The following is an 11,748-nucleotide window of genomic DNA, read 5'->3' as shown; positions in this document are numbered from 1 at the left end:
GTCACACCTTAAATGCGTTAAGCGCTCGCTCTCGTGCGGCTTTATGATCAACAATTGCTGGCCAATAACTGCTCGACTTACCCTGTTTCGCTAGATAATCATGCGGAAAATGGATTTTCTTAGCAGGTATTTTTTCCAGCTCTGGTAAATATTTACGGATAAATTCACCATCTGGATCAAACCGCTCGCTTTGGGTGATAGGGTTAAAAATTCGGAAATATGGCTGAGCATCACACCCCGTACTTGCAGCCCATTGCCAGCCACCGTTATTAGATGCAAGGTCGCCGTCTATTAGGTGGTGCATAAAAAAACGCTCGCCTTTACGCCAATCAATTAATAAATGCTTGGTTAAAAAGCTCGCAACCACCATGCGTAATCGGTTATGCATCCAGCCAGTTTGCAGAAGCTGCCTCATTGCAGCATCAACTAACGGGTAGCCTGTTTTACCTTCGCACCATGCTTTAAAGTCGCTGTCATCATCACGCCATTTCACAGCGTTGTATTTATCATTAAAATTTTCGTACTTATTTAAGTTTGGATAAATCGCGATAAGATGGCGATAAAACTCACGCCAAATCAATTCGTTAACCCAACAAAATAAATTGCTCTTACTGCTGCGTAGTACATCAGGATGGCGCTGCTGGATCAGTGCCAATAATTGATGAACGCTGACAATACCAAGGGCTAAATATGGGCTTAAACCCGAGGTGCCTTTAATGCTTGGGATATCTCGTTGGTCTTGATATGTTGCGAGTTTTTCTTCAATAAAGCGCGCGCAAACGTGGCTGAGTGTTTCATCATCAACAGGCCATTTTTCTGAGCTGCCGTCTGAGACTAAAAACTCACTTGGCTGCCACTTAATTGGCTCGAACATCTGTGGCGGCTCAGCAAAATAAAAGTGGGTGTCTTGATAAACTTTTAGCCATGCATTTTTAAATGGCGTGAATACTTTAAACATTTCGCCGCTTTGATTTTTGATGCTTCCCGGTGGCGCAATCACATCGCCGTCGTATGCGTAAAAAGCAATCCCATTGCTGTCAGCGTGCTGTAAAAAGGCTTTATCTCGGTTTACCTCGTTAAGCTCATATTCGTTGTTAGCGTATACATTTTTTACTTGATGCTGCTCGCAAAATGACGCTAATTTTTCAACACAGCCTGCGTAATCAGCTGCATCAATAATATGTAATTCAATACCTTTGCTAGCTAAAAGCTCCCCCAAGAAGCTAAGCCTACGCTTTAATAAATCTAGCTGGATAGCAGCCACATCATGCTTTTGCCATTGCTTTTCAGTAATAAAAAATACCGCATTTCTGCAACCATTTTCGATTGCATGATACAAGGCGTCGTTATTAAAAAGGCGCAGATCGCGCCTAAACCAAAATAATGTATTCATTAAATTCCGTAGCGTAGTTTTAATTCGTTCGGATAGGGGTCAAGATACACTTGCTTAGCAAGATACTCGTTTGGATGCACTTTTAAATGATGCTTAATTAGCGTAAGTGGTACGTATAGTGGCACCAAGCCTTGGCGATATTCATCGATGGCATCACGTAGTTCTTGCTTTTCAATCTTAGAAAGCGATTTTTTAAAATAACCTTGCAAATGCATTAAGGTATTTGCGTTATTTTTACGTGAAGCCGGTTTTTTAAGGGCTGTCATTAACCCTAAAATATATTCATAAGCCAAAGTTTGGATATCTTCGCCATCAAAAGTGCCAAGTAGATTTCCTAGACTACGGTAAGCTTCGTAGTTATGAGCCATCAATAAGTACTTATATTGGGCATGAAACTGAGTCAATCGATGTACTGTGAGTGGTTGTTCGCTTAATGTTTGCCAGTGCTTGTAGGTATAAACACGCATTACAAAGTTTTCGCGAAGGTGAATATCATTTAAACGACCGTTTTCTTCGCATGGTAACAATGGGTTATGTGCCATTATTTGCTCTGCAAAAAAGCCAACGCCTTCCGAGGTGTTACCTGTACCCGCTTCATTGTAGATTTTAATTCGTTCCATACCGCAACTAGGACTTTTCGCGCAAAATACAAAGCCACTTAATTCTGCCGTTTGTTCTGTGGCAACGCGTTTACCGTATTCTGTTAACTTAGGACCAACATCGCCAGTGCCATCTGGGCGGCACACTTTAATAGTATCGCCAACACGCACTTGGCGGATAGTTGGCCGAGGGATTGGCAACCCTACCGCTACTTCAGGACAAAACTTTTTATATTCAACATGGTTAGCCAACTCATCCATGCAAAAATTAGATTTTTTGTGCCCGCTGTCAAAGCGAACCTTGTCGCCTGCTAAGCAGGCGCTTAAACCAATTTTAATTGTCGATTGCTGCATATAAACTCTACTAATAGATAAGATTACCAATTGGGTTCAGTAATTTACTAATACCTTTATTGAAGTGTAGGGCACTACTTACAACTGTAAAGCACAAGCACCCTTCAATCGTTTTTGGTGTGTGATTGTGACGACCATCTAACATCATAAAGTCACCTGGTACATAGTGTCCGTCTTCATCACTAAACTCCCCATTTAATAATAAAGTGAGCTCAAAACCTGTATGTGTGTGATCTGGAATTTCACCACCCGCATCAATATGAAGCAAGCTTGCTCGTAATGGACCATCCTCTAAATCAATACGAGAGCGGGCAAGCTTACCAATTTGCATAAACTTGCTGTGGCCAATACGCGTGAGCGCTCTGGGTAAGGTGTAGGTTTTGTCTTTAACATTAACCGATACCTGCTCTTGCTCGTACACTTCATCAATCGTTTCATCAGCGGTGATGGCATCAAAAAGTGTTTGATCGAACATATCATCCAAGTCGGTAGCTGATTCAGTAAATACATTGTCTGCATTTTTCGCTTCAAGCGCAGCGAGCTCTTTTTGACACACAGGACACATTTCAACATGAATAGCGACTGCAACACTCAAAGTGGCAGGTAAATTACCTTCACTGAACTTGGCAAGTAATTCGTTGCTAGGATGGTGCTTAATCATGGTGATCTCCCATTTCATTGCGTAACTTCTGCAAGGCTAAGCGAAGACGAGATTTCACTGTGCCTACGGGAATATTTAAATGTTCAGCAAGCTGTTCTTGCGACATATCTTGGAAATATACACCGCGCACAACCTCTCGTTGCGCAAGGGGTAATTTATCAAGGTATTGTTTAATCTGTTTATCTTCTAAATGGTCACTAAATTCGTGTTATCCGGCTCCGCTTCATCTATCAATGGCCAGATATCTTCGCTAATACACTCTTCTTTACTGCTTTTCATTTTTCTGAGCATATCGAAAGAAGCGTTACGCATCACGGTATACACCCAGGTTGTCGCCGCACCTTTCTCTTTGTGGTAAAGATGCGCTTTGCGCCATACAGAGGTAAGGGTTTCTTGAACTAATTCCATCGCTTGCGCTTCAGAGCCAAATTGTTTGATCCCAAAACGTTTTATTTTTGGCGAAAAATATTGGAACAGCACAGCAAACGCACGCTTATCACGGTGCGTTGCTACAGCAAATAAGGCATCAGCAAGCTCTTTGCTTGGTGTATCTGGCATGGCAGAATATTGACCTGTGTTAGGTTTACAACCGGTTTGAAGTTGTTGACTTACCATCTTTGTGTCATCCAATTATTGTCGTAAAAACTTATACGCCAAAAAGTTGATGTGAGATCACATTAATCAGTAAATTCGTTGTTAATTAGAGTATGGAGGAAACTTAGCAAGTTTTCAAAATTAGATTTAAAGGCAAGTTGTTGTTTTTTAACTAATGAAATAGGTAAAATTTCAAGCCAGCGGGCAACAACCCAAGCAAGATTGTCAAATTGTGGGGTTTTATAAAGACCAGCTAAATCAGGCTGATTTGCAAACACAGCACGAAGCGTGTCGCTCAATAGAGTGTTTTCGTCATTGATTGGTGTGTTTACATACCATGAAGGCGATGTAATTAGTTCGATGTCAGCATGGCGTAGTTGCTGCTTATCCTGATATGCGTTATACATAGACACTGCATGTTCAGCATAAACATCAATTAGTAATTGGCCACTATCATCTTGATTGAAGTCGGTTATTTGCACTAAACAACCTATTTCGGGCAAGTTAAGATCTGTGTCGTGTTGGTAAGTGCACAGCACAAAACCTGTATTATCTTGTACAGCTTCTTTAACCATCGTTAAGTAACGCTGCTCAAAAATTCTTAGCTTGGTGAACCCTTCTGGTAAAATAAAAACCGGTAAAGGAAAAATCGCACGCTTCATAAAGTCTACTATTCTAAAACCACATGCCTTTAATTACGTGCGTTTTTAATCCGCCGATCAATATTTCATGAAATCTTAATATCTACTTTGTACTCTAGAAGTTGAACCATTGCGCAACGTTACGAAATAATTCGATTGATGCATACGCACTGAGTAAACTCAAAACCGGTGCAACCATAAGTAAAAATAAGCTGATTTCACTACTCATTGTCTTGTTTCCTTACTGCTTGTTTGTTGCTTTAGGAGCTTGAGCAATTTTTACTTCGTCTTCTTTCGAAGCAATTGCATCTTCACTCATGTAAGTATCTAGTAACTTTTGAGCATCAAACTCAATGCTGTTCATTACACTTTCCTTCAGCTCGTTACTCGCTTGTTGAACATAGCTTTTAACAGATTGTGTAATTGTGTTGCTGATATCTAATTCAAAGTCAGTAGCACTTGCTTGAGTTGACCCTAATACAAGTAACGCAGCAGTAGTTAATTTAAGTGAGTTATTCATAATGGTATTCCTTGTCTCTTTAAGTAATTAGTCGTAATTACTTAATCAAAGGTTGTGCCATCCTGAAAATATTTTTTAATTTATTGATTTTTAACGATTTAAAAACAAATTAATTTTTTAAGCGCATTCAGGGTTGGTTAATAAAACCAACGAATTTAAATGTTTTGACCAATATTTAGCAAAAAAATAAGCATTGCCAACTTCAGCGCACACTTGTACACTGAAAATGTTTTATTCACTCATTTTTAGTAGATAGATATGACAGAACAACTCCCTTATTCACGCCAAGAAGAACAACTTAACGTGCTTACTCACGGCATGGGAGTCCTGTTTGCGGTATATGTACTGTGGGACTTAATTTCACAATCTAAAGTTGTGTCAGCTACGGTAAGTGCCATCGTGTACGGCTCAAGCCTACTGGTATTATTTTTAGCCTCGACCTTATATCACGCCAGTACCAGAGAGCGTATACGAGCCATTTATAAAAAATGTGACCACTGTGCGATTTACTTGCTTATTGCCGGTACCTACACGCCTTATTTAGTTATTTCGTTATCTGGGGCTTGGGCAATTGCCGCTTTGGTATTTATTTGGTCTTTAGCGCTGAGTGGGGTTGCGTATAAATTACTGGTCAAAAACACGAATAAGAAAGTCTCTCTCGCTACCTATTTATTGATGGGCTGGTTTGCCTTAGCACTTGTTTACCCACTTTATTTGAACCTTGATTTAAGCGCTTTATGGTGGCTGCTAGCTGGCGGGATTGCCTACAGTTTAGGTACTGTGTTTTACAGCGCTAAAACCCGCCATTACAGTCATGCAATTTGGCATGTATTCGTGTTAGTTGGCTGTGTTTGTCACTACTTATCAATTAGCTTGTATGTATATTAGTCCCACTGGTACAGGCGCATGTTAATTTTAGCTTTATTAAAGGTAACACCTTCACTGAGTAGTTTTTGTCGTTGCTCAAGATACTTATTGCTGCCTTCAGGAAACGATATTTTACCCTGACTATTAACCACCCGATGCCACGGAATGCTTAATCCCTCGGGCATCACTTTTAATAACCGCCCCACCAACCTTGAGTTATTAGGGTATCCCGCAAGCTTTGCTACTTGCCCATAACTGGCAACTTTCCCCTCAGGAATGGCACAAATAATGGTATAAATTAACTCTTCTTTAGTTGCCTGCTGCACGACTCGACTCCAAATAGTGTTTACTAACCTCGCTAAAATCTTGCCAAATAGCTCTTGCAACAGGGTCATGATGAACCGAGTGCTGTCTAAATACACGAATTTCTGCACCAAACTGGTGTTCACGATCGATTATTTTAATTTGTTGTAATAAACCAGCGTCGATTTCTGCTTGGCAATGTTGCAAACTGATCATTGCCCAGCCTGCACCAGAGAGTAAAAACGACTTAACACTGGTTATATCGTCAATTTTCATTAATGCAGAGCCTAAGGTATAAGAAAGCCTATCGCTATCAAAGCTCAAGTCGCTTTCAAACATGGCTAAACACGGGTAATTTTGAATTTCTGAAAAGGTGATTGAACTTGGCACCACATCAGGCGCGCTGACAATACCTATATCAAATTTACCAATTGGCAAACTTTCTAGATCCCCTGTTGCATGAAACAAATCAAACCAAGGGCCAATTCCTAAATCAGCCTCATGGCTATTAACTTGCTCAAGAGATACAAAACGTTTACCTGAAGAAATACTAAACTCTGTACTGGCAAAACGTTTAAATGTACGACTGATCACTTGGTTATAGCTGTTTTGATGACAAAGTTGCTCGTAGCATATTTTGTAATTGGCCTCATTACCTAATGCAAGCTCTTTAGCGAGTGAGCTTAACTCACTGTTTGCATTAAGCAATTGTCGGGCTTCTCGATAAAAAATTCGGCCTTTTTCAGTTAAGTGTAATCGATATTGACTACGGTCTAGCAGCTCAAAACCTAGCTCTGACTCCAGCTTCTTAATCGCTAGCGTGAGCGCAGGTTGAGTCTTATGCAATTTAAGTGCGGCTTGACTCAAACTAGAGCTTTGCACAATAGCATCTAGAATGATTAATTGATTTAAATTCATTAATGGCAAACTATATAAATAAAACTTATGCTGTTTCTAAAATTTAATAATTTTTATTTTATATCTTTGCAGCGTATCCTGCAGCAAATTTATGCTTTCTTATCTATGGAGAAGACAATGAGATTGGCACCCGCCGTGTTAATGAGCAGTATGTTTCTGTTACTTGCGGCATGTTCAGAGCAAGCACAACAAGGTGAAGCAGAGCCGGTAGTTCGCCCTGTAAAACTGTTTAATATTGGTAATAATTCGGAGCAGAGCATTCGCAGCTTTCCTGCTGAAGTGGTTGCTAACCAAGGATCTTACCTTGCCTTTCGAGTAAATGGTGAGTTACTTGAGTTCCCTGCTCTTGCGGGCCAACACGTTGAGAAAGACCAGCTTTTAGCCAAACTGGATCCTGAAGATTTTCAACTGCAATATGATGAGCGCAAAGCACGTTATGAACTTGCAGCGTCTCAACTTGAGCGTGTGCAAAAGCTATTTAACCGCTCAATTGCCAGCCAATCTGAGTTAGACCAAGCCCTTGCTAATAAACAAGTTGCTGAGTCAGCGCTTAAAATTGCCAAAACCAACCTAGATAATAGCGAATTACGCGCGCCGTTCGCGGGTACTGTGGCAAAGGTATTTGTGAAAAACTTTGAAAACATTCAAGCAAAACAAAACATCCTACGCCTTGAAACCCGCGACCTAATGGATGTGGTTATTCAAGTGCCTGAAAAACTCATTGCACGCATCGATAAAGACGTTCACTATCAACCTGATGTTGTATTTGATGGTTATCCAAACAAGTCATATCAATTAACCATTAAAGAGTTTGATACCCAAGCCGACCCAATTACTTTAACGTATAAAGTTGTGTTTTCATTACCTGTGCCAGAAGATTTTAATCTACTTGCCGGTATGACTGGCCGCGTTGATATAGACTTAAGCAAAATCACCAGTTCACAATCACCTTATACATTGCTGCCTGTTGAGGCGGTATTCTCAGAGCCTACTGAGTCTGAAAACGACAACAGCTTTGTGTGGATTTATGACGAAAACACCGGTTTAGTGCACAAGCAAGCTGTTGAAGTTGGCCAATTACACCGTGATGGCATTGAAGTACTATCAGGTATTAAAGAAGGCCAAATCGTTGTGGCTGCTGGTGTGCACTTTTTAGAAGAAGGCATGAAAGTGCGTCCATGGCAAAAAGAGCGAGGCTTATAATGAGCTTTGCTGCACTCGCTATTGAAAGAAAAGTCATTAGCTGGATGTTCGCGCTGTTTCTACTTATTGGTGGAACCGTCGCTTACTTTGGCTTAGGACAACTTGAAGACCCTGAATTCACCCTAAAAAAAGCCATGGTGATCACCCTTTATCCGGGCGCGTCACCGCAGCAGGTTGAAGAAGAAGTCACCTTCCCTATTGAAAATGCAATTCAACAGCTGCCGTATGTTGATTACGTAACCAGTATTTCATCACCGGGTAAATCGCAAATTACCGTCGAAATGAAAAGCAATTACCGTAAACAAGACTTACGCCAAATATGGGACGAACTGCGTCGGAAAATTAACGATCAAGCATCGTCGATGCCCTCTGGTGTTTATCCAAGCAAGATTATGGATGACTTTGGCGATGTATACGGGGTGATGTATGCAGTCAGTGGCGATGGTTATTCTTACGATGAGCTTAAAGATTACGTTGATTATTTAAAACGTGAACTCGTTTTAGTCGATGGCGTTAGTAAAGTAACCGTGGGTGGTGAGCAACAAGCACAAGTCATGGTTGAGATTTCAACCCGCAAGCTTGCTCAGTTAGGTATTTCGCCTAATCGTATTTATCAGCTTTTACAAACTCAAAATAGCGTGTCGAACGCTGGTAAAGTGCGTGTTGGCGATGAATCAATTCGCTTACACCCAACCGGTGAATTTAAAGACGTAAAAGAGCTCGAAAACTTACTTATTTCTAAGCCAGGTGAAAATGAGCTTATTTACTTAGGTGATGTTGCTACCGTTTTTCGTGAGTACGCCGAAGTCCCTAACAATATTATTCGCTATAACCAGCAGCAAGCATTACTGGTAGGCGTGTCATTTAGCACAGGCGTTAACGTTGTTGATGTAGGCGCAAATATTGATGCCCATTTAGCGTCACTGGAATATCAACGACCACATGGTATGGAAATAAACAGCGTTTATAACCAACCTGCTGAAGTAGAAAAGTCAGTAAGTGGCTTTATTATCAGCCTACTTGAAGCCGTTGCCATTGTTATTATCGTGCTTTTAGTCTTCATGGGCTTTAAGAGCGGCGTATTGATTGGTGTAATACTGCTACTGACCGTACTAGGTACCTTCATTTTCATGAAGTTATTTGCCATTGATTTACAGCGAATTTCGCTTGGTGCTTTAATCATTGCCTTAGGGATGCTGGTAGATAATGCCATTGTCGTAACCGAAGGCATATTAATAAACCTCAAACGCGGACAAACAAAACTGCAAGCGGCGACTAACATTGTTAATCAAACCAAGTGGCCATTACTGGGGGCTACGGTTATTGCAATTACTGCCTTTGCACCGATTGGCTTGAGTTCAGATGCCAGTGGTGAGTTTGCTGGCAGCTTGTTCTGGGTGTTATTTATTTCCTTGTTACTAAGCTGGATCACAGCTATTACCTTAACGCCTTTTTTCGCTGATTTAATGTTTAAACAAGCCACTGAAAAACAGCCGCATCACGATGAAGACCCTTATCAAGGTGTTATTTTCAATGTTTATAAAGGCGTGTTGCATACAGCAATGCGTTACCGTAAAACTACGCTACTGCTGATGGTGATCCTGCTTGTTAGCTCAGTTTATGGCTTTAAATTTATCAAGCAGTCGTTCTTCCCTGCATCGAATACTCCTATGTTTTATGTTGATTATTGGCATACGCAAGGCGCTGATATTCATACCACTATGGATGGTGTTGCAAAGCTCGAAAAATTCTTACAAGCCGACCCACTGGTTGAAGAAATAACCACAACGGTTGGTCAAGGTGCACCGCGTTTCATGCTGACTTACGCACCTGAAAAATCATACCCAGCCTATGGACAATTGATTATTCGAGTAAAAGACCGCGAAGCTGTTACAACCATGATCAAAAAAGTACGCGATTACCAACACGAGCATGTACTTGATGCTCAGCTCAAAGTAAAACGTATGGAAATTGATCCATCAACAGATGCAAAAATTGAAGCGCGTTTTTCTGGTGCTGATCCTGTGGTACTTCGCCAATTAGCAAAAGAGGCGAAAGACATTCTGCATCAAGATGCGGGGGCATTTAATATTCGTGACGATTGGCGTGCTCGCTCGAAGTTAATTCGTCCGCAATTTAACGAGCAAAAAGCCCGTCGTTTAGGGATTGCCAAATCTGACCTTGATCAGCTGCTGTTAACTAGCTTATCGGGTAAACAAGTGGGCGTATATAAAGACGGCACGCAAATGCTGCCAATTATTGCTCGCTCACCTGCTGAAGAGCGTTTAAACGTTGAAAGCTTGCGTGACTTACAAATTTACAGCCCTGTGTTAGGTGTTTTTGTACCGGTGACACAAGTAGTTGATGATTTTATTGTTGAATGGGAAGACAGCTTGATCATGCGACGTGACCGTAAGCGTACCATCACTGTAATGGCTGACCACGATGTTATTGGCGATGAAACTCCAGCGAAGCTGTTTGCACGTGTTCGCAAAGACATAGAAGCTATTGAACTACCTCGTGGCTATGAATTGCAATGGGGCGGCGAATATGAGTCATCAACAGATGCGCAAAAAGCGATTTTTGGCTCATTACCTCTTGGTTACTTAGCCATGTTCGCTATAACTGTATTGCTGTTCAATTCAGTTAAAAAGCCTCTAGTGATTTGGGCAACAGTGCCACTTGCCATTGTGGGTGTATCAGCTGGTTTATTACTAATGAATGCAGCATTTAGCTTCATGGCATTGCTTGGCTTACTGAGCTTAAGCGGTATGCTCATCAAAAACGGCATTGTATTAGTTGATCAAATTAACCTTGAACTTGATAGCGGCAAAGCCCCTTACAAAGCAGTATTTGACTCAGGTGTAAGCCGTGTTCGCCCTGTAGCTATGGCAGCAATTACCACCATTTTAGGCATGATCCCACTGCTATTTGACGTATTCTTCCAGTCAATGGCGGTAACCATTATGTTTGGTCTTGGTTTTGCGACAGTGCTAACACTGATTGTTGTGCCTGTGCTCTATACCATGCTGTTTAAGATCAAAGTACCTAAACAGCGTCACGCCAATTAATACAGATTGACTCTCAACCAAAAGCCCTATCAGCAAACTGTTAGGGCTTTTTCTTTATTACCTATTATTTTAAAAGGTAATAAAATCCTCCACAGCCAGCAAATAAAAATAAGCAACACCAAAAATAAAAACGCACTGGTTCTTGGTGCTTATGGGTGGTGCTAATGCTCCCTGTATAACTTCGGCTACCTACACGAATTTTATTCGTTAGTAATCCCAACACCCCATAACCAACAAACAATAGAGATGCAATAAAGATAAATGCATTCTGAAAAGTAGCCATTGATAACCCAGTTTATTAGTCGTGAAACATTGGTCAGCTATCAATCATTAACTTATTTATTATTCTCGGTAAAGTCGGGTGCCGAGAGCTCGCCAGTGTCTAATAAATTTTTGTTATTTAAGGTGGGTTAAGGTGGGTGTCTAGTTAACGTTATTTAAGATGGGTGTCTAGTTACTTTTAAAGTGGATTTCCATTTAAAGTGGGTGTCCATTTTTGGGGAAGCGCACTAGCTTTCGTGAAATTTATTTAACGTGGCTATCCATTTTGATGATCTGGTTATGGCTCTAAATAAAGTGGGTGTCTGTTTAATGATTAACTTATCAGCTTGTGTGCTAACCTAT

10 protein-coding genes and 1 pseudogene are annotated in these 11,748 nt (G+C 40.9%); 3 read left to right on the top strand and 8 right to left on the bottom strand.

Features of this window, described 5'->3' with window-relative positions:
- Nucleotide 1: 1 nt before the first annotated feature.
- The 6 genes and pseudogenes from phrB to ACRWSG_RS20580 form a co-directional block, all read right to left on the bottom strand.
- On the bottom strand, nucleotides 2-1,393 hold the full coding sequence (phrB, locus tag ACRWSG_RS20605; protein ID WP_462167415.1) for a deoxyribodipyrimidine photo-lyase: 1,392 nt from the start codon (nucleotides 1,391-1,393) through the stop codon (nucleotides 2-4).
- On the bottom strand, nucleotides 1,393-2,346 hold the full coding sequence (locus ACRWSG_RS20600; RefSeq protein WP_462167414.1) for a YbgA family protein: 954 nt from the start codon (nucleotides 2,344-2,346) through the stop codon (nucleotides 1,393-1,395). The genes phrB and ACRWSG_RS20600 overlap by 1 nt, the downstream gene beginning before the upstream one ends.
- A 10-nt stretch (nucleotides 2,347-2,356) precedes the next feature.
- The gene (locus ACRWSG_RS20595; RefSeq protein WP_462167413.1) at nucleotides 2,357-3,007 is read right to left on the bottom strand and encodes a ChrR family anti-sigma-E factor; all 651 of its coding nucleotides are present in this window, start codon (nucleotides 3,005-3,007) and stop codon (nucleotides 2,357-2,359) included.
- A pseudogene (locus tag ACRWSG_RS20590) lies at nucleotides 3,000-3,622 on the bottom strand (sigma-70 family RNA polymerase sigma factor). The gene ACRWSG_RS20595 and the pseudogene ACRWSG_RS20590 overlap by 8 nt, the downstream one beginning before the upstream one ends.
- 62 nt (nucleotides 3,623-3,684) lie before the next feature.
- Nucleotides 3,685-4,263 carry an LON peptidase substrate-binding domain-containing protein gene (locus ACRWSG_RS20585; protein ID WP_235377312.1) on the bottom strand — a complete coding sequence of 193 codons (579 nt, stop codon included), beginning with the start codon at nucleotides 4,261-4,263 and terminating at the stop codon, nucleotides 3,685-3,687.
- Between the two features lie 220 nt (nucleotides 4,264-4,483).
- Nucleotides 4,484-4,762 (bottom strand): hypothetical protein, encoded by a 279-nt coding sequence (locus tag ACRWSG_RS20580; RefSeq protein WP_138616580.1) that lies wholly within the window; start codon nucleotides 4,760-4,762, stop codon nucleotides 4,484-4,486.
- Between the two features lie 258 nt (nucleotides 4,763-5,020).
- On the opposite strand from ACRWSG_RS20580, the gene trhA reads away from it, so the two are divergent.
- Nucleotides 5,021-5,650, top strand: coding sequence for a PAQR family membrane homeostasis protein TrhA (gene trhA / locus ACRWSG_RS20575; RefSeq protein ID WP_462167412.1), 630 nt, complete (start codon nucleotides 5,021-5,023; stop codon nucleotides 5,648-5,650).
- Here the strand turns inward: trhA and ACRWSG_RS20570 are convergent.
- Nucleotides 5,647-5,955, bottom strand: a complete 309-nt coding sequence (locus tag ACRWSG_RS20570) for an MGMT family protein (RefSeq protein WP_462167411.1) — start codon at nucleotides 5,953-5,955, stop codon at nucleotides 5,647-5,649. The two genes, trhA and ACRWSG_RS20570, sit on opposite strands and share 4 nt — an antisense overlap.
- The gene (locus ACRWSG_RS20565; RefSeq protein WP_462167410.1) at nucleotides 5,939-6,850 is read right to left on the bottom strand and encodes a LysR family transcriptional regulator; all 912 of its coding nucleotides are present in this window, start codon (nucleotides 6,848-6,850) and stop codon (nucleotides 5,939-5,941) included. Before ACRWSG_RS20565 ends, ACRWSG_RS20570 begins: the two co-directional genes overlap by 17 nt.
- A gap of 117 nt (nucleotides 6,851-6,967) precedes the next feature.
- On the opposite strand from ACRWSG_RS20565, the gene ACRWSG_RS20560 reads away from it, so the two are divergent.
- Both ACRWSG_RS20560 and ACRWSG_RS20555 read left to right on the top strand, forming a co-directional pair.
- A complete protein-coding gene (locus tag ACRWSG_RS20560) occupies nucleotides 6,968-8,053 on the top strand; it encodes an efflux RND transporter periplasmic adaptor subunit (protein ID WP_462167409.1) in 1,086 nt (361 codons plus the stop codon).
- Entirely contained in the window at nucleotides 8,053-11,124 is a 3,072-nt protein-coding gene (locus ACRWSG_RS20555; protein WP_462167551.1) for an efflux RND transporter permease subunit, read from the top strand. Before ACRWSG_RS20560 ends, ACRWSG_RS20555 begins: the two co-directional genes overlap by 1 nt.
- Nucleotides 11,125-11,748 lie beyond the last annotated feature (624 nt).

The sequence above is a fragment of the Pseudoalteromonas sp. GB43 genome, from assembly GCF_054923805.1.
Note: the sequence above shows the minus strand (reverse complement) of the source record. Positions and strands in the feature narration are given on the sequence as shown.

Bases quoted from the DNA above. Each gene is read 5' to 3' on its own strand.
- phrB (WP_462167415.1), bottom strand. From the start codon at position 1,393: ATGAATACATTATTTTGGTTTAGGCGCGATCTGCGCCTTTTTAATAAC.
- ACRWSG_RS20600 (WP_462167414.1), bottom strand. From the start codon at position 2,346: ATGCAGCAATCGACAATTAAAATTGGTTTAAGCGCCTGCTTAGCAGGC.
- ACRWSG_RS20595 (WP_462167413.1), bottom strand. From the start codon at position 3,007: ATGATTAAGCACCATCCTAGCAACGAATTACTTGCCAAGTTCAGTGAA.
- ACRWSG_RS20585 (WP_235377312.1), bottom strand. From the start codon at position 4,263: ATGAAGCGTGCGATTTTTCCTTTACCGGTTTTTATTTTACCAGAAGGG.
- ACRWSG_RS20580 (WP_138616580.1), bottom strand. From the start codon at position 4,762: ATGAATAACTCACTTAAATTAACTACTGCTGCGTTACTTGTATTAGGG.
- trhA (WP_462167412.1), top strand. From the start codon at position 5,021: ATGACAGAACAACTCCCTTATTCACGCCAAGAAGAACAACTTAACGTG.
- ACRWSG_RS20565 (WP_462167410.1), bottom strand. From the start codon at position 6,850: ATGAATTTAAATCAATTAATCATTCTAGATGCTATTGTGCAAAGCTCT.
- ACRWSG_RS20560 (WP_462167409.1), top strand. From the start codon at position 6,968: ATGAGATTGGCACCCGCCGTGTTAATGAGCAGTATGTTTCTGTTACTT.
- ACRWSG_RS20555 (WP_462167551.1), top strand. From the start codon at position 8,053: ATGAGCTTTGCTGCACTCGCTATTGAAAGAAAAGTCATTAGCTGGATG.